At 39.0% G+C, this 25838-nt stretch carries 22 protein-coding genes and 1 pseudogene; 15 read left to right on the top strand and 8 right to left on the bottom strand.

The features are described 5' to 3' along the window. Positions 1-313: 313 nt before the first annotated feature. Together IGI49_RS11910 and IGI49_RS11905 are read left to right on the top strand one after the other, a co-directional pair. Positions 314-633 (top strand): annotated as a pseudogene (locus tag IGI49_RS11910) (ATP-binding cassette domain-containing protein); the annotation flags it as partial. Between the two features lie 219 nt (positions 634-852). Continuing rightward, positions 853-1713: a VOC family protein gene (locus tag IGI49_RS11905; protein WP_429964642.1), complete on the top strand. Its 861-nt coding sequence runs from the start codon at positions 853-855 to the stop codon at positions 1711-1713. Between the two features lie 152 nt (positions 1714-1865). Here the strand turns inward: IGI49_RS11905 and IGI49_RS11900 are convergent, their stop codons facing one another. The 3 genes from IGI49_RS11900 to IGI49_RS11890 form a co-directional block, all read right to left on the bottom strand. Next, positions 1866-2384 carry an SMI1/KNR4 family protein gene (locus IGI49_RS11900; RefSeq protein WP_429964641.1) on the bottom strand — a complete coding sequence of 173 codons (519 nt, stop codon included), beginning with the start codon at positions 2382-2384 and terminating at the stop codon, positions 1866-1868. 365 nt (positions 2385-2749) lie between these two features. Continuing rightward, positions 2750-2917, bottom strand: coding sequence for a DUF6290 family protein (locus IGI49_RS11895; protein WP_429964640.1), 168 nt, complete (start codon positions 2915-2917; stop codon positions 2750-2752). A gap of 41 nt (positions 2918-2958) precedes the next feature. Next, positions 2959-3855: a hypothetical protein gene (locus IGI49_RS11890; protein WP_429964639.1), complete on the bottom strand. Its 897-nt coding sequence runs from the start codon at positions 3853-3855 to the stop codon at positions 2959-2961. Positions 3856-4135: 280 nt separating this feature from the next. Here IGI49_RS11890 and IGI49_RS11885 point away from each other — a divergent pair, with 280 nt between their 5' ends. The 3 genes from IGI49_RS11885 to IGI49_RS11875 all read left to right on the top strand — a co-directional run bounded on the left by IGI49_RS11885 (position 4136) and on the right by IGI49_RS11875 (position 8401). Further along, positions 4136-4951 carry a toll/interleukin-1 receptor domain-containing protein gene (locus IGI49_RS11885; RefSeq protein WP_429964638.1) on the top strand — a complete coding sequence of 272 codons (816 nt, stop codon included), beginning with the start codon at positions 4136-4138 and terminating at the stop codon, positions 4949-4951. A 63-nt stretch (positions 4952-5014) separates the two neighbouring features. Continuing rightward, the gene (locus tag IGI49_RS11880; RefSeq protein ID WP_429964637.1) at positions 5015-6112 is read left to right on the top strand and encodes a hypothetical protein; all 1098 of its coding nucleotides are present in this window, start codon (positions 5015-5017) and stop codon (positions 6110-6112) included. A 312-nt stretch (positions 6113-6424) separates the two neighbouring features. Beyond that, positions 6425-8401, top strand: coding sequence for a P-loop NTPase fold protein (locus IGI49_RS11875; protein ID WP_429964636.1), 1977 nt, complete (start codon positions 6425-6427; stop codon positions 8399-8401). Positions 8402-8604: 203 nt separating this feature from the next. Here IGI49_RS11875 and IGI49_RS11870 read toward each other — a convergent pair whose 3' ends face one another. The 3 genes from IGI49_RS11870 to coaA form a co-directional block, all read right to left on the bottom strand. Next, entirely contained in the window at positions 8605-10254 is a 1650-nt protein-coding gene (locus tag IGI49_RS11870; RefSeq protein ID WP_429964635.1) for a hypothetical protein, read from the bottom strand. A 284-nt stretch (positions 10255-10538) separates the two neighbouring features. Continuing rightward, positions 10539-12107, bottom strand: coding sequence for a glutamine-hydrolyzing GMP synthase (gene guaA / locus IGI49_RS11865; RefSeq protein WP_429964634.1), 1569 nt, complete (start codon positions 12105-12107; stop codon positions 10539-10541). Between the two features lie 79 nt (positions 12108-12186). Continuing rightward, entirely contained in the window at positions 12187-13110 is a 924-nt protein-coding gene (gene coaA, locus IGI49_RS11860) for a type I pantothenate kinase (protein WP_207700805.1), read from the bottom strand. Between the two features lie 238 nt (positions 13111-13348). Here coaA and IGI49_RS11855 point away from each other — a divergent pair, with 238 nt between their 5' ends. From IGI49_RS11855 to IGI49_RS11835, 5 genes are all read left to right on the top strand, one after another. Next, the gene (locus IGI49_RS11855; protein ID WP_429964633.1) at positions 13349-13924 is read left to right on the top strand and encodes an SGNH/GDSL hydrolase family protein; all 576 of its coding nucleotides are present in this window, start codon (positions 13349-13351) and stop codon (positions 13922-13924) included. A gap of 83 nt (positions 13925-14007) precedes the next feature. Next, positions 14008-14613 (top strand): class I SAM-dependent methyltransferase, encoded by a 606-nt coding sequence (locus IGI49_RS11850; protein ID WP_429964632.1) that lies wholly within the window; start codon positions 14008-14010, stop codon positions 14611-14613. Positions 14614-15224: 611 nt separating this feature from the next. Then, a complete protein-coding gene (locus IGI49_RS11845) occupies positions 15225-16172 on the top strand; it encodes a sugar-binding transcriptional regulator (protein ID WP_429964631.1) in 948 nt (315 codons plus the stop codon). A gap of 36 nt (positions 16173-16208) precedes the next feature. Beyond that, entirely contained in the window at positions 16209-17075 is an 867-nt protein-coding gene (locus tag IGI49_RS11840) for a helix-turn-helix transcriptional regulator (RefSeq protein ID WP_429964630.1), read from the top strand. Between the two features lie 56 nt (positions 17076-17131). Then, positions 17132-17605 (top strand): GyrI-like domain-containing protein, encoded by a 474-nt coding sequence (locus tag IGI49_RS11835; protein ID WP_429964629.1) that lies wholly within the window; start codon positions 17132-17134, stop codon positions 17603-17605. Between the two features lie 105 nt (positions 17606-17710). Here the strand turns inward: IGI49_RS11835 and IGI49_RS11830 are convergent, their stop codons facing one another. Beyond that, a complete protein-coding gene (locus IGI49_RS11830) occupies positions 17711-18982 on the bottom strand; it encodes a Rid family hydrolase (RefSeq protein WP_429964628.1) in 1272 nt (423 codons plus the stop codon). A gap of 220 nt (positions 18983-19202) precedes the next feature. On the opposite strand from IGI49_RS11830, the gene IGI49_RS11825 reads away from it, so the two are divergent. Next, positions 19203-20111, top strand: a complete 909-nt coding sequence (locus IGI49_RS11825) for a LysR family transcriptional regulator (protein ID WP_429964627.1) — start codon at positions 19203-19205, stop codon at positions 20109-20111. 206 nt (positions 20112-20317) lie between these two features. On the opposite strand, the gene IGI49_RS11820 is transcribed toward IGI49_RS11825, so the two are convergent. Then, positions 20318-23149, bottom strand: a complete 2832-nt coding sequence (locus IGI49_RS11820) for a sigma 54-interacting transcriptional regulator (protein ID WP_429964626.1) — start codon at positions 23147-23149, stop codon at positions 20318-20320. A 183-nt stretch (positions 23150-23332) separates the two neighbouring features. On the opposite strand from IGI49_RS11820, the gene IGI49_RS11815 reads away from it, so the two are divergent. From IGI49_RS11815 to IGI49_RS11800, 4 genes are read left to right on the top strand one after another with little or no spacing between them, the layout of a single operon-like run. Next, complete coding sequence (locus tag IGI49_RS11815; protein WP_429964625.1) at positions 23333-23770, top strand: PTS sugar transporter subunit IIA; 438 nt, start codon at positions 23333-23335, stop codon at positions 23768-23770. Beyond that, the gene (locus tag IGI49_RS11810; protein WP_429964624.1) at positions 23751-24215 is read left to right on the top strand and encodes a PTS system mannose/fructose/N-acetylgalactosamine-transporter subunit IIB; all 465 of its coding nucleotides are present in this window, start codon (positions 23751-23753) and stop codon (positions 24213-24215) included. Before IGI49_RS11815 ends, IGI49_RS11810 begins: the two co-directional genes overlap by 20 nt. Positions 24216-24227: 12 nt before the next feature. Beyond that, complete coding sequence (locus IGI49_RS11805; RefSeq protein WP_207700794.1) at positions 24228-25019, top strand: PTS mannose/fructose/sorbose/N-acetylgalactosamine transporter subunit IIC; 792 nt, start codon at positions 24228-24230, stop codon at positions 25017-25019. Then, positions 25019-25831: a PTS system mannose/fructose/sorbose family transporter subunit IID gene (locus tag IGI49_RS11800; RefSeq protein WP_207700793.1), complete on the top strand. Its 813-nt coding sequence runs from the start codon at positions 25019-25021 to the stop codon at positions 25829-25831. The genes IGI49_RS11805 and IGI49_RS11800 overlap by 1 nt, the downstream gene beginning before the upstream one ends. Positions 25832-25838: the final 7 nt, after the last annotated feature.

Below are 25838 nucleotides of genomic sequence, written 5' to 3'. Positions count from 1 at the left end.
AAAAACTTAAAAGGAACCTCGAGTTGCCATGCTCGAATTGCCAACGTTGCTTGAGAGAGAATGATTAATGAGCAAAAATAGGCTAGTCTGCTTTTTCGTCAGACTAGCTTGCTTCATTTAGTAAAACGTACTCGGATACAGAACTTACACATGCAATAGAACTGTAGAAACTCCCCACCCTATAACACCAAAGTGTTTTCTTATACGTCTGTAACCGGAATCAACCAATTGCACAGCTGGCACAAGTATCCAACATGCTGCAATCCATGGCGGCTGCTGTTGAGCGTGTTTTAGAATTCTTGGCGAGGAATAATCATCCAACATCTCTCAAGGACAAAAACAACTGCTGACGATCGCTCGTGCTATCTTAGCAGACAAACCAATCCTGATCTTGGATGAAGCAACCTCTTCTGTCGATACCAGAACCGAGCTGTTAATCCAACAAACCATGAACAACTTAATGGCTGGTCGGACATCCTTCGTTATCGCGCACTGTCTATCTACGATTAAAGATGCAGATAAGATTCTTTACATGCAAGGCGGCGATATCAAGGAACACACGAAGAACTACTAGCCAAAGATGGTTATTACGCTGCGTTGTACAATTCACAGTTTGATGAATTGGCAGGGTAGAAAATAGTCGATAGAAGTCAGTGAAATGGCGCAACTCGTTCGTTTCACTGACTTTTTTTAATTGTTTAGGCTTAGACTTGTTTTTATCGGAATGTTTGAAATAAGACTAGTACAAATCTGAGTACGAAATTTTACTTACTAATAGTAAGATGCTATGGTGAACTTAAGAAACGAGTAACGAACATTCGAGGGCGTTATTCCATACAGGAGGTTTTCACCATGACAGTTATTATTCCAGCCTTTCAACTAAGTGCCACTGCACGTATTGGTAGTGTGGCTTTGAAGGTAGCTAATTTAAAACAGATGACTCGTTTTTATCAAGAAGTGATTGGACTGCAAATCTTAGAACAAACCCCAGTCAAAAGTACCTTGGGTGTTGACAATACGACATTACTAGAATTATATGAGGTGCAGGAACCGTTGCCTGTGACGCCTAAAACAGGGTTGTATCATGTGGCCTTTTTATTACCAACTCGAAAGGATTTAGGGAATGCGCTGCTGCACTATTTAACGATCAAAGCGCCTTTAATCGGTGCCAGCGATCATGGCTACAGCGAATCCCTTTATTTAAATGATCCTGAAGGCAATGGCATCGAAGTCTATCATGATAAACCGCAAAGCCAATGGGATATTCGTGACGACGGTGAGATCGTAGGTGTGACACTTGAGATGGATGCTGAAGGGGTCATTGCTGCCAAGGATGGTAGCCGAGATGGTTTTCCAGCCGGAACGACGATTGGTCATGTTCATTTGAAAGTAGCAGATCTGATAGAGACAGAAAACTATTTTACTGAAGTTCTGGGATTGTCCTTGAAAAATAATTTTGGCGATCAAGCGAAATTCTTTGCGGCAGGGGATTATCATCACCATATCGGGTCTAATGTCTGGTTAGGAAAAGATATTCCAGCCATGACAGAGAAGGATCTGGGATTGGATTATTTCAGCTTCGTAGTACCAGACCAAGCAGAGTTGGATCGTCTGGAGAATCACTGGAAGAATCAGATCGATTATACTAAAGACGAAAACGGCAATTTAACAGTCGTCGATCCCAATGGCATTACCATGAAGTTTGAAAGCTAGAACAGGCAGAAAGCTGACGGATAGCTATGAGAAGAGTGCTAAAAGAAGAAGTGGTTGCAGATTCATTGCAGCTGCTTTTTTCGATGTCAGGCTAGAAAATGAAATTACCAGCGGAATGTCCGCTCAACATTCCGCTGGTAATTTTTGGTGAGCTAATATTCTTCTTCCTTCAGACCGAATACAAAGTTTTCAAAATCCTTGGCTAGAAAAGTAATCGTATAATCAAATTCTTGATCAATATGAACGACCGCAGGCTCTTCCTGAGTGCCATATTTTTTATAATCTAAGAAAACCATGTCATGACCAGCAGAAGGACAGTCACAGATAGCAATACCAATATCTGGATAACCCCATTCCTCAATCCAAAATCGACTGCCAAATTCTCCCAGCAAGGCATTTTCCCCAGCCAATCCAATATTCAGAAAACCATTAATCGCAATTCCTGTCTCGGACCAGCTTGTCGGTGTCTTTGTTTCAAATTCTGTCCTAGTTGGGATTCCCCCATTATGTTTTTCCATGAAAGAAACATAGGAATCTGACAATTTATAACCTAACTGCTCCTCAATAATTTGTCTATCAGATACAGTGAAGTCAGCTCCTTCATAATGTTCTTTTGCATAAGTTGATTCTTCCCAAAAGGATTGAAAGTCGAAATTTTCCCAAACGTCCATAGGTGAAGCCTCCTTAATTAATTATTTTTATTGCTAGTAAGACAATGAATTCAGCATCTTATCCGCAAACATCAATTTAATAACAACTTTGTGTCATTATAAAAAATCACTCCCGCTTGAGTAAGCCGAACAACTGATTCTTACCATGATGGATAAGATGATAGTTTGTTCGGTTTTTTTGCAATTATTTAGATGATATGGAAGAAGGGAAAATTAACTTTAACACTTTCGTCACATTTTTGTTTTCGGATACCCCTAACTTCAGTCGTGGGAGGAGAAAACAATTGGCTTAGCCGAAAGGCGCTCCTTTTCCGAATCCTCCTTCGATAAATACCTCTTTCAATACGTCTTCCCGAGCAACACGCTCATTTTTTTTCAGTTAGAACATTGATACCAGCTTCGTAATCAAGAGCCTCTGCAACCTGTTCCAAAATTGCGTTACGCATAAATTCGGAAACACTGACTCCTTCAAATGTAGCCAGAGATTTCACTTTTTTATAATCTTCTTCAGGTATGCGGATTGTAGTAGTCATAATTGTTCAACTCCTCTATGTCTAAAGCTTTTTACGCAATTTCAAGGTTTATTGGCACTAACTGCTGAAGTGTCCATGAATTTTGAGGATACAACTTTGTAGGTAGCTGGATAGCCATTAGAAAGATCCTGTTGCTCTAATTGTCCCGAACTATTTATCCGAAACATATCAAGCGTATCGATCTGTTGCTCGCTGTGTTCTACTCGAACATAGGCATAACCGTCATGATTTTCTACAGATAATTTGTAGGGAAATGAGGTTCTTCCCGAGCTGAATTGTTTATCTAGCACAGCACTAACCCACTCTTTTAATTGATCAGAAGTTAAATTCTTTGTATCGACAGTTGTGCTAGAAGTGTTTTCTGTGGGGTTCTCTTCTGGGCTGAGAGACCAAGTAATAGTGTGTCCATTATCATCAGTTGTCCAAGAATCAAATGAAATAAGCCCATCAGTTAAAGTGTAAGGAATATTTCGTTCTCCAATAGCTAGCGTATCATCGGTCAATGTGTATGAGGTATCGTGATCTGGTCTATAAGTACCTGCTAGCTCTACATGGACAGTAGAATCATCAATAAAGTAAAATCCAGCTACTCCATCATGTATTAAGTTTTGAGGAGCCTTATTCTCTTCCATTGCTTTAGTGGCATCTTCACCATCATATAGGACTGGCGCCATAGAGAATCTTTGCCCCACTAGCAGTTTTCGTGCGTTACTTATAGTATCGGATGCATTATCAAACGAATCAGCGGTATCGTTGCTCTGTTTTTCCGAACTACTATTGATAATTCTACTATCAGTTGTTGAACTACTAATAGATTTTTTTCCAATACTGCTAGTTTGTTTAGTAGAGGTCGCTGTTGTATTTGTATGGGATTGTTGACAAGCACCCAGTAAAAATATGGTTGCTAATAGAGTTGCAGCAAAAATTTTCCTTCTCATTTTAGTCCTCCTACTTATGATTAACATGTAAGTTTATTTAATAATATGATTATATCTCACCAAGGTTGCATTGAATAGATCCCATATTAGGGGTAGTAAATGATTAGGGTAATGCAAATCTGGGTTATTCCATACTATACTGCTAATTTTTCTTTTTTTTCAACTGATTATTTAATAAAAAATAGAACCATTTATAAGCATGTGAATAAGAATCAGGTTGACAAATAAACCAAGTTGAATAACACTTGTTATATGGGGAAGTCAAAGCGAGGTATAGGAGATGGGTAAGAAAGTATTTATCAGTCATTCAAGCAAGGATCAAGCGTATGCAACAATTTTTGTAGAACTACTTAAAAATTTTGGTTTCCGAGAAAAAGATATTTTCTGTAGTTCGATGTATGCTACTGGTGTTAAGTATGGTGAAAAAATTTTTGAACGCCTAAAAGACGAATTAACAGATGGACCAATCATGCTTTATTTGCTGTCGCAAAATTATTACGAAAGTGTGGTTTGTTTGAATGAGATGGGAGCATCCTGGATGATGAGTGAAAAACATTATCCCGTGGCGCTGCCTCATTTTGACGTGGGAAAAATAGTTGGAGCGCTTGGTTCAGATCAGTTAAGTTTGATTGCGGGAGATCAGTTCAAGGCTGAAGATCTATTTTATTTAGTAGAAGAAATCAGCTCAAGTGCCGATGTTTCTTGGCCGGGGTCTGTTAAATTACAACCCATTATGTATATTAAGCCAATTCAAGAGCAGATGAATGAAGCTTTATTGGAGAGTGAGTCTTTACGTCCTGTAGAAGATGATGACCTCTTTGAGACTGTACTAGGAGAAAAAAGAGATGTTATGGGAGCAAATAAAGGAAAAGTTTACTGTTACAAACTTCCTAAGAATATCCTACCTGAATATTTAAAACCATTAGATGATATTGAGACAACTGAGAAAAAGCAATTCTTGTTCATTTGGACAACACAGGGAGAATTTGAAGAAGGAGACAAGGTTCGCTTCCGGTTAAAAGCAAGCGAGCAGAAAGATTTTCGAGATGTTGGGGTATGCCGTAATGTTTATGTGGATTTTATTGAGTCCGTTTAAAAGTAAAATAATTCGTTTTTTAAAAGACTAATATTTTTCATCAGCAATGAAGGAGTAAAATAATTGAGTACTAGAGAGCAAGCAATCTTATATTGGATTCTAATTGCTATATTGTTAATCGTCTTATTTGGAAGAAAAAATGGTATTTTAGATTCTTTAAGAGATGTTATCAAGTATACAATAGAACTTCTTCTAAATCCGATTTCAATTGTAATATTAGTAGCTAATCTTATTTATTTAGTACTAGCTTACTATTTCGTGTATACAAATAAGCTAGGGATATCTCTATGGTATATAAAAGACTATTCGATTGTTCTACTTTTTTCGGTATATCCAATTGTTGAGTATTTAAAAGAAACAGACCTTAAACAGTTGGCACGTAATAAAAAGACAGAATTATTCGGTATTGCTGTAGTGCCCTTATTTATTAACTCTTCATACACCTTACCTGTTATTTTAGAAATGATATTAGTATTTGTCTTAATAGTTCTCGCATTGCTTAAAACCATTGCAGATCATATGGACGATGCGAAGATTGTTTCTAATTTTTTCAATTTCTTTTTAGTGAGTATTTCTTTGTATATGCTTCTTAGTTCATTTGCTCAATTTGTTAAGAATATTGATGACATTTTCACGCTAGATTTTTGGTTGTCATTTGGATTAGAACCATTGGTTTGGATAATAAATATACCAATAATTATCTTAGCTAGAGAGATGATAAAAATTGAGAGAAAAATATTATTTAGTGATCGGAAGAACAGGCTAAGGTCATATATATATTATTGCAGGGTACTCTTAAGAAGAAAGTGGATGTTTAGGAAATATAAAAATATCAATTACCATCTATCTAAATATATTCAGGAAGCAAAGGAATTATCTGCTATTGGTGGGAATAGAATTTACATTAAGCTAAATAGGAATGGTTTATCTAACGAGGAATTAATAGCTATTGCTACTGATGCTATCTTAGGACTAAACACAGTTACTAAGATTACTACTCAAAGAGAAAAATATCCAAATGTTGTAGAGATTGTAGATGAGAACGAAAAAATATGTATTTTTTGGCAAGACAATTTTTTAGCTCCAAAATGGAGAGATACAAGAATTGACGGATTAAAGACAACCGAATTGTTAGAGGGTATTAAGTTAGTTGTGCACTGAAAAAAATATTAGGTTTAATTTATGTGAATGGTAATCCTTCATATAAATTAAATTTAGAGAGGACAGATAAAAAACGTGGAAGAAAATTGAGGGAAATAAAGAGTTATTCAAGTCAATAAAGACAGCTATGAAATATTTTGAATTGGAGTTAAATGGAGATTGGATGGAAAAACTTAGGTCATCGTACGAACGAAAACGCTGAGGGGATTTCGCGGGATATATTGTGTGTGTTGAGAATATTAGAGCTAGATAAGAAAAGGAAATATAGGAAAAGCATGATGTCTAGTTGAGACGCTGCAATGGGGGCTTAAATTGAAAGAAATTAAAACGATAGACACAGAAGAGGCAGCTAATAATTTTTTGAAGCTTCTATCTGAAAATAAAACTTATTTTCTAAATGGGGTTTGGGGTAGCGGCAAGACCGATTTTATAAAGCAAGTAGAAAATTTAGCTAGTGTTAAAACAAAGTTAAAATTTGTATATCTTGATTTATGGAACGTAAAAGATGAACGAACCGTTACGAATATTGCTTTCAATAATTTTTATAGATTTAGATCATTCTTTTTTAAAATACTCGTAATACTTTGCGTTGTGATTTCTATTTTGATGACCGATTTCGTTAATTTGGGATTTGAATCAATATTTCGTGATAGTCAATTATGGTGGGTTCTCAAAATAGGTGGGGTTGTTGCAGTGTGGCAATTTTTTAAAGTTAAGTCTGATCTGTTCTTTAATTATGGTTTTAAAAGGCAATTGATCTTTTGGGAAAGAAAGGCAATAAAAAATAAAGTTTTGATAATTGATGATTTCGATAGAGTATCTTTTGATAAGCAACAAGAGGCATATAAGTTATTCAATACTTTGAATGGTAAATTACCGATAGTTTTTTTAGGAGATTTTACAAAAGTTTCTATGAATGAAGATAACTATTTGCAAAAAATTATTGATCGGTATATTGAGCTACCTTATTCTTTACATCCAAAAAGAATTTGGGATTCCTATTTTAGTGAGTTAGAAGGGATGCTTGATTTTGAGATAAAGGATGATTTGAAAAGTCTATTTATTCATGGAAATAGAAATATCCGTGAACAAGTCCATTTCAATGATTATGTAAATCTTGAATTTTTCGAACGTGAGAAGCTCGGTCATGTCCAAGTAAACCAACAATTACTGTTGATTTATCTGTACCTCTTTCACAAACGTTATTACAAAAAGATGCTTGCTGGTTGGCTTCCAGATTATACTGTTAAAGAAACAGATGGTGATAACAATACAAATTGGTTGTATTATTCACACACCAACAATAAAATATTCAAAAGTGAGTTTGAGAAAATAATTTATGAAATTCTAGATGACAACGAAGAATATCCCAAGGGATACAGAAGCAACGAACAAGGTTATTTTGTACTTGAAAGCATTTCGAATTTGTCAATGAAAGAGGCATTAGATATTTTGAATGACGATACACAAATTAGAAAAAGCTTTATAGATCATGGAGCGAGAACAGATGATTTTTATGGTTTCATGATTGCAAAATATAAAAAGTGGTGGCCACATACTCGGCATGATCAAGTAGCGAGTAGTTTAATACGAGGAGAAAAACTGTTTGTAAATGATGAAATCAAATGGATAGAAGAACTGGTATTTCAGCTCTTAAGAGAGGGAAAAATGTCTGATTTAACCAATTGGTTTATTGATGAAATTGTCAATAGAGATCTATCTTATTTGACATTTGATACTAATTACGAACAAGCGGTCTATATAAATAAATATTTTGTAGAAAAATATTTGGAGAACTTTGATTTATCTCAAAAAATACATCTTTATAATTTCTATCAGATTTTAAAACACAAACAGGTGCTTGAATTATTCAAAGAACAAATAATAGAAATCGTAGTAGATAAAGTAAAATATCAAGAACAGAAGAAAAAAGCCTATCTTTTATCCATGTTAGTTCTCAATGAGGAGAACCATTGGATTGAATTTAAGGATTGGGACGAAACTATCAAGAGTAGGGTATCGGATTTAGATGATGCAGATTTTATATTATTTTGGAGGCTATATAGAATTTTAACTGTAAAGAATAATAGTTTGGATAATAAACTGGAAGAAATAGATAAGCTAGAGTTATATACGGGTCGAATTGATCCAGGAAACTCAGAAGATATAGAAGAACAATTTGATAGGGAGATGATTGGTTTAATTTCTGGAAGATTGCAAGTAATATCTGCCAAATATGATACTCCCCTTTTCTATACAAATGGAAAAACTACAAGAACCGATCTTTAGATTTTAGTAGTAGTGTTACTAAGAAAGCCTATACACAGAGCGTTATAGGCTTTTTTAGTGTAATAAGGATTAAAATAAAGTGTATGGAAATTGAATTTTTGCTGTATAAAACCACTTAAAGTCCAAAATACTTAGATAATTCAGTACTACAAGACCGGCTACATTTTTGTGATAGAATTTTTCAATTGAATACCAATAATACGTTATTTTTCCATAATAGCCGAAATTATATGAGCAAGATATTCTTTGATAGGCATACTTTTTGTTTCATAGCATTGGATTTTTTTTTCAGCTATCTTAGTATTATCAAAGAATAGATTATACTTTGCAATGTAGATTAAATCATTAGTAGCAATGTCTAGTATATTGTCAGTATTCAAGCCTTTATAAAGATTTACTTCAGATAGAACTTTATTTACCTTTTTCAAGAGTTTTTCGCTTTCTTCCTTTGTAAGTTGTATCGGTTTAAGTTTAAGGACTTTCCAGTCTCCTCGGGCAATATCTATAGGAGAGAACGTTTGCATTATTTTTCGTGTTTTATTGTAGTATAAGCTTTTTGAGTTCATTTGATTGATCTCTTTAACAGTTCTTCGAATGAAAGTTTCTTCATCGTTAGCAAACATATAACCATCATTCACTAATTGATTAAGGGTCTGTTGTATTTCTTTTTTAGAAGAATTATAAACTTTATTCGAATATGTTTTAATACTATTTACGATTTCGTTTGGAGTTGGGTAGTAAGTTCTGTATTTGAAATGCTTGATAAACACATCATTGGCTATGTCTCTTAAAATTTGCTCTGACACGTAGTTGTACAAAGTGAATTTATCTGAATTTTTTGTAAAGAATAATTTGAAATCAAAAATTCTTTCATTACTATAAATTATGTCTCTCATACATAATTTCGAAGAAATTGACATCAAAACAGGTTTCTTATTATAAGTAATGGAAATTATGAAAACACCCTGATCAACAGAATCAACAAAAGCTTCTGGGGCCAATTTATTATTCAGTTGATTAGTGTAACTCTTTAAGAAGTTTATAGTTTCAATGTTTTGAGCAATTTGGGGTGAAATGACACCGTTGTTTCTTTGTGTTGCGGTTATAATTTCTTTTGCATTAGGCTGCTCGTTTTCGATTTTAATAGCCAAAGAACGTGGTAGAAAAATAAGCTCGCCCTTGTCATTGTTAGGAAATTCATTGATTTCTTTGCGTAATAAAGAAAAAGCCTTAAGTTGTTCTTCTAAGTCGCTAGCTTCAAGATAACTATTGGCTTTGTTAGAACCGAATTTTACATATCTTCTTACATAGGTCTTTAGCTTTTTTTCAATAGATTTAAACTCATCAATGTAATTCTGAGGCAAAATATATTTTGTTGAGTTGATAAAATCTCCTTGGTAATAAATTTCTCGAATATTTGGGATAGATTTTAAAAGTTCATTATAACGCGCTAATTCTTTAGCATTATTTACCAAACGATTGGCCTTTTTTAATGCACTGAAGTTATTTATACAGGTTCCACCTATAGTAATAACTTGCTCTGTATATATATTTTTGATATCAAATAATTCTACTAAATCAGGTCTACCACACAAACTGCACTTTATTTTTTTTTCACTATTGATTTTTGGAATATTATTTATTGCTTCCCATTCATTGGTACAGACTTTGATTAATTCTTCTTTTTGCATTTTGAGAATATCCAACTGTTTAGAGGATAGAGACTTCTCATCCGGCATGATTTTTCTATCTTTTTCGAGTAATGGTAATAGAAAGTGGAAGTTAGCATCATTCTTTACGGCAGTGCTGTAATTAAGCAGTCTACAATCAGTTTTCTTTAATAAAGCTTGCATAGAGACCTCCTGATAAAAATTAAAATTCTATTCTATTATATCACTAAAAGAACTTATGTTCACTTTTTAATTTTTTTAAAGCTGAATATTTCAATCTAAAAATAATTAAAAAAAGCCGGAATACTTTAGTATTCCGACTCTTTAAGCTAAATATACAGCTAGTTATTGATTTAGTTGGTGGGGATTCTGGTGGGGAACATAGTAAATTTAGCTCTATTTTATCCATTATACAACAACAGAAATGCTGTTAAATCAATGTTATGGCTTCAACTTCACTTACTCTTTTATTCCCACTCAACCGTAGCAGGCGGCTTACTCGTAATATCATACACAATCCGATTCACATGATCCACTTCATTGACGATCCGCACAGAAATCTTTTGCAAGACATCCCATGGGATACGAGCGAAGTCGGCAGTCATGCCGTCGATTGAGGTTACTGCACGGATACCGATTGTGTAATCGTAGGTACGGCCATCACCCATAACGCCAACTGAACGGATGCCTGGCAAGACAGTGAAGTATTGCCAGATGTCGCGGTCTAAGCCGGCATTGGCGATTTCTTCACGCAGGATGGCATCTGATTCGCGGACGATTTCTAGTTTTTCTTCAGTGATTTCGCCAAGGACACGGATACCTAAGCCTGGTCCTGGGAAAGGCTGGCGCCATACGATTGAGTCTGGCATGCCAAGCTGAGTTCCTAGTTCGCGGACTTCATCCTTGAATAAAGTGTTTAATGGTTCGATCAGCTCAAATTGCATATCTTCTGGTAATCCACCTACGTTGTGGTGAGATTTGATGGTTTGAGCTGTTTCGGTACCGGATTCGATTACGTCGGTATAAAGGGTTCCTTGAGCTAAGAAGGAAATGCCTTCTTTACCAGCTAGTTTAGTTGCCTCATCATCAAATAGGTAAACAAATTCATTTCCAATGATTTTACGTTTTTGTTCTGGGTCAGAAACGCCAGCTAGTTTGTTTAAGAAACGGTCTTTGGCATCGACACGGATAATGTTCAGGCCGAATTTTCCGCCTAAAGCTTCCATTACCTGTTCGCCTTCGTTTTTACGTAATAAACCGTGGTCAACGAAAATAGATGTTAATTGGTCACCAATGGCTTTTTGCAGCAGCACACCAACAACAGATGAGTCTACGCCGCCGGATAAGCCAAGTAAAACTTTCTTATCGCCGACTTGTTCGCGGATTTTTGCGACTTGCATTTCGATAAAGTTGTCCATGCTCCAGTCGCCTTTACAATGACAAACTTCGTAAGCAAAGTGGCGCAGCAAATCGTTTCCGTATTCGGAATGACGCACTTCTGCATGATACTGGATACCATAGAAGTTGCGAGATGTATCTTGAATTGAAGCAATTGGACAGTCAGCAGAGGTTGCAACTGTTTCAAAGCCTTCGGGTACTTGAGTAACAAGGTCGCCGTGGCTCATCCAAACCGTTTGCTCTTTAGGGGTGCCTTCGAATAAGACAGCATCATCAGAAGTAACCTCCAGTAATGCTTTTCCGTATTCACGGTTTTGAGCTGGTTCAACTTTTCCGCCTAGGTTGTAAGTAATCAACTGCATGCCGTAACAGATTCCCAAGATTGGAATACCCAGTTCAAAAATTGCTGGATCAATCGAGAAGGCACCTTCATCATAGACACTGTTCGGTCCACCGGAAAGGATAATTCCTTTTGGCTTCATAGCTTTTACTTCTTCAGCAGTGATGCGGTGGCTCATTAGTTCTGAGAAAACACCGAATTCACGGATACGACGAGTGATCAATTGGTTGTACTGGCTACCGTAGTCCAGCACAATGATTTTTTCAACGTCAGTCATTTCGTTGGCAACGTTTGTCACAATTATTCCCTCTATTCTTATAGTTTTATTTCAAAAGCAGAGCAAGCTCGGCTTTTTTTGCATGAATTAATAAGGTGGTCTAATACTTGCGTAAATAGACTTCATCAATTTTATGATGCTTGGCCTTGTGCATGATAATATCAGCTCGGCCGCGTGTTGGCAAGATATACTCTTCTAAATTAACCAAATTCACTTTTTGCCATACATCTTCTGCCATTTCGAGAGCGGCTTTGCGATCACCGATGGCATATTGATAATAGTAATTGTCTGGGTCCTGGAAGGCCGTGTCCAACAAAGCCTCAAAACGTTCCAAATACCATTTCTCAATCAAATTGGAATCAGCATCGACAAAGACTGAAAAGTCAAAAAAGTCGCTGATATAAATTTGCTGGTTAGCCGGCAGCTGCAAGGTATTGATTCCTTCAACAATTAGAATATCCGGCTGATGAATGGTTTCGTATGACCCCTCAACAATATCGTAAACATTATGGGAGTAAATCGGAATTTGAATGTTTTCCTGCCCTGATTTAACTTCGTTCAAGAAAGTAATCAGCTTTTCCATATCATAGCTTTCAGGAAAGCCTTTGCGATCCATAATTCCCCGGTCCTCTAAGACTTTGTTGGGGTAAAGAAAGCCATCCGTAGTGATCAGCTGGACTCGTTGATGCTTGAACAAACGACCTAGAAGGGTTTGTAGCAGTCGAGCAGTGGTACTTTTTCCGACGGCAACACTTCCAGCGATGCCGATGATAAATGGCGGCATTTTCACGTATTTATGCAGGAAAAGTCCTTTACTCAAACTCAAGGATTCCGCCTCTTTTTTGTATAAATGAATTAAATGGCACAATGGAATATAGACATCTTCCACATCCTGCATGGAGATGCGGTCATTTAAGCTTCGAATACTTTCCAATTCTTCTTCGGTCAAAGGGGTATGTCCGCTGGTATAAAAATCTTGCCACTGTTCCCGCGGAATACGATAGTAATTGATCTTGTCCTTCATGACGGCCTCCTTTGATAACTGCGCTTAATTTTATCACAAAAAGGCGGTTTTCTGGTGGGTTTTACAGGAAAACCGCCTTTTTTTCTTCTATAAAAGGATGTATACGTCATTTTAACGGAAAAAAACACCGAAAAGCTATGGGAAATCAGGGAGTTTCATCTATTTTTTAGAATTGGTCACCAGAAGAGTATGATTGGCGACTTCGTGCTATCATAGTAGAAAAGAGGAGGCACACGTGATGAAAACAATTGCTTTATATGGCGACAGCTTAATGACAGGCTTGATGAATGGTGAAACTAGTGATATTCTCAATCAGTACGTGGTCAACGAACTGGCAGACATGGGATTTCCTGGTTATGAGATTTTGGAGTTTGGCAAACGAGGAGAAGGCTCCGCTGAGGGGTTGGAACGCTTAGACGAAGTAGTGGCAGCCAATGCTGACTTTGTTGTGATTTGTTTTGGCACGAATGATTCGGTTAAATACAAAGACCCGATTGACGTTTATGGCGACAATCTACGTAAATTGATTGGTGCTTTTTCCACAGAGAAGGTGATCGTGTTAACTCCTGGCTATGTGAACACAGAAATCCGCATCGAAGCTAGCAATGATCGCCAGCAGGAATATGCTGAAATGGCAAAGCAAGTAGCGAAAGATATGGGTGTTAATGTGATTGATTTGTATCATCACATGACAATTTATCCCGCACCGAAGGAATTCCTTCAGGATGACGGCTTGCATCCATCTGATGAAGGGTACCACTTCTTAGGTGCCTTAATTGCCAGAGATATCAAAAATAAATTATTGACTATATAAATGCTGAACGTTGATGTTAATGTGGATCAGCCAGAATGGTCGGACATCAAACGAGTAAAAATTTTAATCATTAAGGAGAAACAATGAGCAATCACTATTATTCAGAAAATCCTGAGACCGCTCACGATCTAGAGCAGTGGTCCTTTGAGCTGATGGGCAGGAACTTTCACTTTGTAACAGACAGTGGTGTGTTTTCCCGTCAAACAGTTGATTACGGTTCGCGAGTATTAATTGAGCAATTCGACAATAACGAGTTGCCGGAAGGATCGATTCTAGATGTTGGCTGCGGCTATGGTCCAATTGGTCTGGCTTTGGCCTATGGAACAGGCCGCAAGGTGGAAATGATTGATGTTAATAATCGTGCAGTAGCTTTGGCTCAGGATAACGCCAAGCGCAACGGGCTAGAAGAGCAAACGGACATTCATCAGTCCAACATTTATGAAGAACTGCATCAGGATGCTTATGCAGCGATCGTCACCAATCCACCGATTCGTGCAGGTAAAAAGGTGGTGCATCAGATTTTGGCTGATGCAGAACCATTGCTGAAAATCGGTGGTACTTTAACAGCCGTGATCCAAAAGAAACAGGGTGCGCCAAGTGCCAAGAAGAAAATGGAAGAGATTTTCGGTAATGCCGAGATTGTTTCCAAGGATAAAGGGTATTATATCTTAAGAAGTAGGAAAGAATAACCAGAGTTGCCGTAAATGGAGAAAATTTACGGCAGCTTTTTTTATCAGTCGTACTTTTCGCAGTTACGTTAAGACAGAAAAGGGTTGTCGATTAAGAACAGATAATCCAATAGAGAAGTTTAGTACGATGATATGCGTGAGAGGATCAGACCCATTTTTCCGTTCTTTGGAAAAATGGTCCCTTAAAGAGGAACTAGTTATCAGTCGTACTTTTCGTAGTTACGTTAAGACAGAAAAGGGTTGTCGATTAAGAACAGATAATCCAATAGAGAAGTTTAGTACGATGATATGCGTGAGAGGATCAGACCCATTTTTCCGCTCTTTGGAAAAACGGTCTCTTAAAGAGGAACTAGCTATCAGTCGTACTTTTCGCAGTTACGTTAAAACAAAAATGGACTGTCGATTAAGAGCAGATAATCTAATAGAGAAGTTTAGTACGATGATATGCGTGAGAGGATCTAGCTGCTCTCAAGCACACAGCAGGCAAATTTCTTTTTACCAATTAGTGAGAAAGGCTTGCAGGATTAGAAGTAATAACGGTATAATCACATTAAATCAAACTATTTCACAAATGTGATTGTTAGGCTGTTTAGATTTGGGGGAAACGAACGATGTATAAAGATGAAGATAAACTGCTGGTTCGAATTGCCGAGATGTACTACCAGGAGGACAAGAATCAAAGTCAGATTTCCAAGGAATTGAATATTCACCGCAGTACCATCAGCCGTCTGCTAAAGCGCTCCAGAAATGAAGGGATCGTTACGATTTCCATTAATTATGATAAAGCAGGCACCTATGATTTAGAAAAGCAGCTGCAGGAGAAGTACGGGTTAAAAAAAGCAGTCATTGTACCCTCTGCACCGGAGTTAAATCGGACCCAAAAGGACAAGCTCTTAGCCAGTGGTGTTGGGGAGTACTTAACAGAGATTTTAGCGGATGACATGATAATTGGTTTTTCCTGGGGAGAAACCATGTCAGCAATTCCCGAAGGCTTAGGAAGTTACACAGTGAAAAATATTACTTGTATTCCAATGATTGGTGGGCCATCAGGTCGGCTAATCAGTGACTATCATGTGAACACCATTTCTTACGAAGCGTCGAAAAAAATGAATGGTCGAGCCCTGCTGATTGATTCGCCTGCCTTTCCAGAAACGATCGCCTTGAAAAAGGCTCTAATGGAAAATGAGTTCAACCAAGAGTTGATTGATTATTGGCGCAAGCTGGATATTGCTATTTTAGGCATTGGCAGTCCTAACTTGAAGGCCAGCGAAAGCTGGAAACAATTCTATGGTGAAGATGTTTTGGCTTATTTGGAAGGTAAAAAAGTTATTGGGGACGTGGTTTCCCGCTTCTACAATTCAGAAGGCCAGCACATTGAAAACGAATTGGATGATCGCTTAATTGGTATTGACATCAGTGATCTGAAACGGACGCCTTACCGCATTGGGATTGCTTCGATGGTGGACAAAGCGCCAGCAATCGCCAGTGCCTTGAAGGGTGAATACATTAATGTTTTAGTAACGACGGAGGAAACAGCGAGGAAAGTACTTGAGGGGTAGGAAAATCCTACCCTTTCTTTTTAAGGAGGAACGGCGATGCAGGTGATTCGGCTGCTGCAAACAACGTTAATTTTGCTTAATCGCAAAAAAGTTACTGCTAACGAGCTGGCAGAACGATTCCAAGTGACTCCGCGGACAGTCTATCGAGATATTGATGCCTTGAGCTTGGCGGGTGTGCCGGTCTATTCGATCAAGGGACGCAACGGCGGGATTTTTTTGGATGAATCTTTTCATGTAGATAATACGTTGATGGAAGAGGAACAGGATGACCTGCTTTTAGCCTTGCATTTACTGCAATCGATCGGTTTGGCTGATACCGAAGAGCTAATGGAGAAGCTGGGAAGTGTTTACGATTGGAGCAATTGGCTTTCGGTGGACTTGAGTCAAGAAGGCTCGATTCACAGTGAGACCTTTGCGAAATTGAAGCACGCCTTATTTAATGAGCAGGAAATTCAATTTACCTATTACACTGAATATGGTCAGACCCGCTTGATTCGGGCAGCGCCAAAACGTATTTTGTATAAATATCAAACTTGGTATTTGTTAGCCTATCATTTTTCTAAAGACGCTTGGGAGGTTTATCCTTTACGAAGGGTAAAACAAGTGGTTTTTGGGCCTAGGCTCGTATCTCCACTACCGCCGGAAGAATTAGACTTTCCCAAAATTACGGTTAAGCTGCGCTTCAGTAAACGGATTTCCTACAAACGTTATGATGAATTTTCCGAGCTTGTGTTGGTGGATAATCCTGATAGCAGCTTCGAAACAACGATGGATTTTGCCATTTTCGATGATTTATACCGCTTTTTGCTGCCACTGGGTAAAAATGTCCAGATTCTAGAGCCGCAATGGGTAAAGGAGAAGGTCGTAGCATATACACAGTCTTTTTTAGAAAATCAACTTTAATATGACAGGTTCTGGCACTTTGATCCGTTATGATTAAGCAAAAGGAGGCGCTAGCTATGACATTTGAACAAATTGCTAAACCGGATCAATGGATTGTCTCACAAACCTTTACGGTACGAGTTGAGGAAATCCCCAAAATTATCGGCCCCACCTTCATGAAATTAGGTGGTTTGTTGCAGGAAGAAGAAATAAGAATTCTAAGTACACCATTTGTCTCTTATAAGAATATGGAGGACGAAGGAAAGCTTGATGAAAATGCGATTGAGATGGAGGTTGGGTTTCCAATTGCGGAAAAAGTAGAAGTTCCTAGTGAAGTAGATTGCTATTACTTGCCATCTTATCAAGCTTTATCTGCACTGTATGTTGGCCGCTATGAAGATATGACTGGGATCTACTTGGAGATGCTTCAGGAAATCAAAAACATCGGCGGGAAATTTTTAGGGATTTCCTACGAATATTATTTGAGCGATGAAGAGATTCCGCCGGAAAAACAGGAAACAATTTTAGAATTAGTGTATGAATCTAAGTAAAAATAGAACAGTGACAACTTTCGTTGGTTAACAATAAAGACAAGAAATTTTGGTTTTACAGCAAAATTTCTTGTCTTTAAATTTGTTCTTCCGTGTTTAGGATTTCTAGTTAACCATTGGTGGAGTTCCTTCGGCATTGCCAACAATCGCATCCATTTGAATCAACGCGCCTTTTGGCAGCTCGCTGACACCGACGACGCGACGGGCAGGCGTACCTTCTGGGAAAAATGTCCGATATACTTCGTCTACCGCAGTCATATCTGACATGTTTTTCACAAAAATATTGACCTTCACTACATCTTCCATTACATGGTCGACGCTCTCGATTACGGCTTTGATATTCTTTAAACATTGCTCTGCTTGTGCTTTTACATCATCAGCAACGATCTCATTAGTAGCTGGTGCAATCGGTAATTGCGCCGAAAGATTATTATAATGAGAAAAGGCGACGGTTTGTGTGCCCAATGAACATTTCCAAGCAGCAGAAGTATTGTTCGCTTCAAGGATTAATCCGTGACGATCCTCTACGGCTTGCGGCGGCGTGCCGTCGCCATAAGACACCACGGCTTCAATCTGCACATCTGCCCCTAGCGGCAAATCTTTAACTGCCACGACAGTCCGTGCCGGAAGATAACCCACCGTTCTTGCGATTCCAGAGTCAGGGAAAAACGTACGATAGGCATCGTTAACCGCTTTCATTTCGCTCAAATTTTTAACAAAAATAGTTGTTTTAACGATATCATCCAATGGAACATCAACACTTGTTAAAATTGCTTTGATATTTTTTAAGCATTGTACAGTCTGTACCTTGATATCACCGGCTACCATTCGACCAGTTTGTGGATCAATCGGTAATTGTGCGGACAGGTTTGTGTAGTGAGAAAAAGCGACAATTTGACTAGATAAAGCACAATGAGGTGCTGTCTCAGTGTGATTGGTCAGCTTAATTAAATCACCTGCCTGTGGTGCTTCTGGAATCGTTCCTTCACCATTTGAGAGCAAGGCTTCTACTTGAATCAGTGCATCCATCGGCAAAGAGTCGACTGCAACGACTGTTTTTGTTGGAAAATAGTTTGTAAAATACGTTTGGTATACTTCGTCCGCAGCATCTAAATCGCGAAAATCCTTGATAAAGATCGTCAATCGTACGACATCGTTCATAACATGATCGATACTTTCGACGATGGCTGCCACATTTTTAAAAGCTTGCTCAGCTTGTGCTTTGAAGCCGCCATCAACTAATTTTCCAGTTTGCGGGTCAATCGGCAATTGTGCTGAAAAATTATTGTAATGGGAAAAAGCGACAGTCTGTGAACTTAACTCATCCATTGGTGCATTTTTTGTGTTTCTTGCTAAAACTACGTTGTCTTTACTCATAATTACTTCCTTTCTGGATCTGTGATGTGTGGATGAGCCCTCAGTGTAGCCGTGCCTAGGGTCAATCCTAAAAACCTTAATAGAATAGGCATGATGAATCAAATTCTCTTTTTTAATACAAGGGCTCCTTTCATTTAACCACCATTATAAATAGCCTCTTTACCATAGTAAAACGAATGATTATAATACATCCATAAGCAATTCTAATGGAGGATAAAAAATGATCTCAAAATACAGTGTGTTTTGCCAAGTGATCGAAACTGGGAGTTTTACAAAGGCCGCGCAAAAATTAGGCTATTCTCAAAGTGCGGTCAGTCAGATTATCAAATCGTTGGAACGGGAATTAGGCACCCTTCTGGTTAATCGAGGAAAAGACGGTATCCTCTTGACGAGCGACGGAGAACAATTTTTTCCCTATTTGCAAGCGATCGAAGTTGCTGAAAAACAGTTGGCAAAAAAGCAGCGGGAGCTGCATGGCTTAGAAGCCAGTACAATCCGTATTGGTGCATTTAACAGTGTCAGTAAAAATTTCCTGCCACAGCTGATGGGAATGTTCAAGCAGGAGTATCCGCAGGTCAGCTTTGAGCTTTTTCAAGGAGAGTCCTCCAGTATTGGCAGCTGGATCAAGAATGATCAGGTTGATTTCGGGTTTTTAAATCACCATAGTGTCGAAGGGGTAGAGACACAGCCGATTTATCACGATGAGATGTTGGCGGTTTTGCCTAAGGATCACCCATTATCTGCTGAAAATAAAATTAGTTTAAAGCAGCTGGCACAGGAGACCTTTATCCTTTTAGACGAAGGAGAGTTTAGCGTTGCATTGAAGTCCTTTTCTCAAAAACAGCTTGAACCCAACATTCAGTACACAATCTATGATGACTCTGCAATTCTGGAGATGATCCAGCGGCGTATGGGGGTGTCAATTATGTATAGTTTGACATTGGCTGGCTTGCAGGATAAGGTAGCGATTCTTGAGATCACAGAACAACCAGAGCGAACGGTTGCTCTTGGCTGGCGCAACTGGCAAACGATGTCTCTGGCTTCACGCCGATTCGCAGAATTTATTTTAGAGAATATATCCAAGCTTCAGCCAGAGGGAATTCATGGAGTAAGATTTGTGGAGCGATAGGTTGCGAAGGAAGCGATCATTCTCCGAAAAATAAGCTGGATCATCATAAAAGGACAATGCCTGTTTTTACGATGATCCAGCTTCATTCGAAAGTTTCTTACTAATGAGAGCGATACAAAGTGCAGCTATAGCTGCGAAGGCTAGTTATTCTACGCTTATACAACTGTAGCTCTGCTTCAATCAAGTCCCCCAAAAAAGCGTCAGGATTAATCAGTTAGCACATTTTTTGCTACTAAATGAGGAAAATTTTCTAACAGCAGTTGAATTAGATAATACCGCTCCTGTAGATTGACTGAAAGCTGCAGCAAATCCTCCATCGGTTTCAATGCTTCCTGCAGCAAGACATCCAGAGCACGTCCTTGCGTTTTTACCCAGTCCTCATCCTCTGGCGTAATGGCCAGCGGCTGCTCCTTGAAAAGAATTCGTTCCAGTAAACACCCTGTATGAATAAACAGCTTAGTCAGAAGATTGTTGCTGAAGTTTTCCTCCAGCTGTTTTTCCAGCTCTTCGATAAAATGCATCAGCATAGGTGTAATCTTGTTGGCTGACAAGTACATCAGATATTTATCTAAGGTTTCTTGACACAGCTGCAGAACTAAACTTTGAGTCGCTTTCTCGATGGAATGTTCCTTCTGTGCTGGGGCTCGTTCTTCTCCTAAAAGATACAGCAGCTGATTCAGCCCTTGTCCCATTAAAATATCATTCAAGGAGAGGAACGGCGAGGTTAGATTCTTGGGTTCAATACTGCCGATGACACTAACCACTTCTTTGTCCTGAGAAGTGGAACGAATTAATTGACCAACTTCCTGCTGGGTTCCGTTCAATGGAATGATCTGTACATCATAAATGTGGTTCTCACGCAAAAAGTCGCCGATGATTTTTTCCAGAAACAGGGCTACCCCTTCGCCAGAAGAGCAGACCGTATAAATGACCCGATTCATCCGAATCGACAGGTACTCCTTGATTTTCCGCTGCAGCTTGTCGTTTTGCAGTTCGGACATTTTGGCGATATCTGCGACAATGTGTTCTGCAGTTCGCGAAGTGAACAGGACCTTTCGGACACTTTCCAGAATAATCAAAATATCTGTTGTTTCCATTACATAGAAATTCTGATCCTCTGATTGCTTGATTTGCTTGTCCAGCTGAATCAAGGAACCCATATCCACAAAGAGAATCCACGAGTGAGTGGAAGGGAAGCTTTTGACCACCTTTTCAATCTCTACCACTGTTTCAGTTGGACTCATTGTCAAAGGCATATCTAATCCTAAAACAATATCCGTATTCAACAAATGGTTGATCGTATTGGCCAAGCTAGTAGCGGTAGCTTCACCATGGGCCACCACTAAAAAACGAATCTCCTGGTTTTGCCGTCCTTCAATCAACGTATGAATGATGGTAGCTAAAACGGTCAGCTCATTGGTATCACAGACGATATTGAAGCGTTTCTCAATGATTTCAACCATTTTTTTGGCGGTTTTAACTGCCTGATCGGATAAATGAATTTCATCCTCAGGGAACACTGTATTCACTCGTTTACCATTGGACTGCTGAATATTTCGGATAAACAACGCCAAAGACAAATAAATATTTTCCTCAAAATTCAGCTTATATTCCTCGACTAAAAGCTCTGCCAGCACTGCTGATATCTCTTGGGTCAGAGGATCGAACAATACTGAGTAGCTGTCTTCGTATAAGGTGTTTTTACTAATTTCCAAGGTATATTCATGGAACAACTGCTCTAAATCAACACTGCCTTTAGAGGTCAGTAGCTGATTCAAATAGTAATTAACAAAATCATGTTCAATGACTAGTTGGTCAGAAGGTTTTTCCTTCGGAGTAGGATAAATCACCAGCTTATCCGTTGGCAGCAGCTTTTCTACTAGGTTTCTTTTTTCTTGGGATAAGGCTTCCTTGCGCTGCACAATGTACGTTGGCAGCATTTTACTAGTGACATGAACCCGGGAAGAATTATTTTGCCGAGTTTCTAAATAAGCCCGGGCAATTGTCAATTGCAGATCGCTGCGCAGCTGGCCTAAGTTGCCCTTTGCTGGGTAACAGCTCAGCAGGAACAAAGCATTGCGAGAAAATTCCACCGGAGAATGCAGCTTTTCCGCTTCCTGTCGACTGTAAAATTCAAGCAATTCCAAACGTTCCTTGGCTCCCCGTTCTTCCAGATTCGGCAACCAAATTGTCGCGGGAATTCGTCTTAAAAAGGTAGTTAACAAGTGGTTGCTGACGGTTTCGGTGGTTGCACCAATGATCAATACCTTGGAGGTTCGTTCATTGGTCGTTTCTCCCATCCGGCGATAGGTGTGCTGATCCATGAAATGAAACAGCATCTCCTGTCCCTCTGGAGGCAACCGATGAATCTCGTCTAAAAACAACACCCCGCCATCTGCAGCCTCAATCAATCCCGCCCGTTCCTCATCCGCACCGGTGTAAGCACCTTTGCGGGTACCAAATAGCATACTCATTAAAAACTGAGGATTGGTAGCATAATCGGCACAATTGAAACGAATGAAGGCACTATCCTCTTTAAACACGCCCTCGGTTTGTCCATAGTGATACATCACTTCCGCAAATAGGCTCTTACCGGTACCAGATTCTCCCAGCAAAAGGGTATGCAGCCCAAAAGGTGGATACAGAATCGAGGCCTTCGCTGACTGAATAATTGGGGATAAGCTGCCAGCGGCCCCAATCAATGAACGGAAGGGGTCGCCTTGATCGTTTGCTTGGACTGGAGCCTCCAGTAATTCGGCCGCCGACTGGAACAATAGATCCTTGGACTGGATTTTTCCACCCAGCAGGACAGCGATTTGTTCCGCATCCAAATAGCGTACGGGCTTGCCTTTAATTTTGATCAGTTTCAATTCCCTATGAAGCTGATTTAAATCCTGAGAAACGTTGTTCCGCAAGATATCTGTTTGCTCCGCCAGATCCACCGAAGTAATTCCGACTTTTTTATCCGATAAATCACTGCGCTGAATGTTTTTCGTATATTCTTTTACAAGCGTATGAATTTTATTGATCCGTTTCATTATTTCCTCCTATCCGTATTCATAAATCGTGTTATCCGTCTTATTTTTTTCATTCTAACGGAAAGCGTATTGATTATCAATCAGCTACCGGCTTTTTTTATCATCTGAGTCGAGGGAATACGGTTCTTAATCCGTATTGGCACGGCACTTGCTTTATAGTAAAGCGAAGAGGAGGGATCAGCTGTGAAGGAAGTTGCAGTCGTATTAATGAGTCATGGTTATTATGCGCAGGAGGCACTAAAAAGCGCTGAAATGATTATTGGAGAATTAGATAATGTCGCCACTATCGCGGTGACACCGGAGAAAGATTTGGATGCTGTAGTAAGTGAATTACAGGAAGTATTAGAAACGGTGGATGATTCAAATGGGGTGCTGTTGCTTTCTGATATTTTAGGTGGAACCCCAAGCAATGTTGCTGGAACAATCGTTATGACAAAGGAAAATGTTTTAGGCATTACCGGCTTCAATCTGCCAATGCTGCTGGAATTATTTGTGAATCGACAAAAGACATTGGAAGAAATCAAGGAGATTCTTTGTCAGTCGCATCAAAACAGCTTCAACGTATTGAACGATATTTTATCACGAAAGGAAGACGAAGAAGATGAGTATACAATTAGTTAGAATTGATGATCGCTTGATTCATGGTCAGGTAGTGACAGGTTGGGTGAATGAATATGGAATTGAACAGATTATTATTGTGAATGATAAGTTAGTAAACGACTCGGTTCAAAAATCCGTTTTGATGATGACCGCACCAGCCAATGTAAAGGTTCATGTATTTGGAGTAAGCCAATTCAATACCATTGTTAAGAAAAATCCAATCAAAAAGAAAACCATGCTGCTGTTCAGCAATCCGATTGATGTTCAGGATGTTCACCAAAACGGCTTGTCATTAGAATCAGTCAACGTCGGTGGTATTCGATACAACGAAGAACGCAACAACCGCCTGTCAAAAGCAGTATCAGTGACAGATCAGGAAAAAGCTGCTTTGGATGCGATGATTGCAGATGGGGTAGATGTATTTATTCAAATGGTACCAAAAGACAAAAAAGAAACATTAAGCTAAGGGGGAAATGGGATGTTACAATCGGCTATTCTTGTTGCAATCTGGGCTGGGATTTGTTCCTTGGATGATAAGGGGCCACAGTTTGGGTTGCGCAGACCGTTGCCATGTGGGGCAGTTGTAGGGTTATTATTAGGAGATTTAGGCCAAGGCTTAGTAATTGGTGCAACACTTGAGTTAATGTGGATGGGCGTCGGAAACGTTGGGGCATACAGTTCACCGGATGTAGTGTCGGGTGCAGTTGTAGGAACAGCTATGGGAATCCTGACTGGCGGGGGCGTAGCTGCCGGAGTCACCATCGCGGTTCCAGCCTCAATTCTTTGTCAGCAATTATTAGTTTTATGGAATACCGCTGCCAGCTTTATTATTCACCAAGCCGATCGAGCAGCTGAAAATGGCGACTTCGGTAAAATCAAGTTTATTCAATATGAAGGAGTACCATTTCTCTTCTTGATCCGTGCAGTGCCAGTATTTATGGCAATCTATTTAGGATCAGACACAGTCGAAAATATTTTGAATGCTTTACCAGAATCAATTATTAATGGATTGAGTACCGCCTCCAGCATGATTCCAGCAGTTGGGATTGCTATGCTGTTGACTATGATGTTAAAAGGCCGGATGTGGGTTTTCGTTTTGCTAGGCTTTACGCTAGTTGCTTATTTGGATCTACCACTTTTAGCTGTTTCTTTCATCGGAATTGCGGCAGCTGCGGTCTATGATTTGGCAGCCAATCAGAAAAATAGTGCTCCAGAAGAACAAACGGTTAATCAAGTATCAGAGGATGAGGAAGGGAGCTATGATCTCTAATGATGGAAGAAAGTAAAATTACTAAAAGAGAATTGAATAAAGCCTTTTGGCGAACAAATGTTGGTTCGATTTCTTTTGGCTATGAGCGTATGCAGACATTAGGGATGCTTTACAGCATTCTTCCCAGCTTAGAAAAGCTCTATCCTGAAGAGGATAGTGAAGGTAGAAAACGGGCAATGAAACGGCATTTGGAATTCTTCAACGGCATGACTACTATGAATGGCTTAATCGCAGGTGTAGTAATTGCCATGGAAGAGAAAACCAGTGAGGATGAGAAGGAATCAGTTATTGCCTTGAAAACAGGAATGATGGGACCATTAGCCGGTTTAGGGGACAGTTTAATGAAGTTCACTTGGCTGCCAATCTGTGGCAGTATCGGTGCTTCCTTAGCCTTGGAGAAAAATGCTTTAGGTCCGATTTTGATGCTGGTAATGTTTGCCTCAGTCAACATTTTGATGCGCTATTATGGTGTTCACTATGGTTATAAAAAAGGTATTGACTTGCTGACTACGGGCGGTAGTGCTATGATTCAACGAATTTCTACGATGGCAAATGTTTTAGGTTGTACTGTCGTAGGCGGTTTGCTGGTGAATACAGTTAAAATGAGTGTCGGTATCAGTTATAAAATTGGTGAAAATGAAATTGTTGTTCAGGAAATGCTGGATAAAATCATGCCGAACCTTTTACCAATGCTTTTAACAGTGGGCTTTATCCTAGCCTTGAAAAAGACTAAAGGGAAACATGCCGTTTCTTTCATCGTTGGCACCTTGGTCTTTGGTGTGCTGCTTTCAGTATTAGGAATTCTTGCATAAAATTGGA

It is taken from the genome of Enterococcus sp. AZ071, assembly GCF_050499065.1.
Taxonomy (GTDB): domain Bacteria; phylum Bacillota; class Bacilli; order Lactobacillales; family Enterococcaceae; genus Enterococcus_A; species Enterococcus_A ferrettii.
Note: the sequence above shows the minus strand (reverse complement) of the source record. Positions and strands in the feature narration are given on the sequence as shown.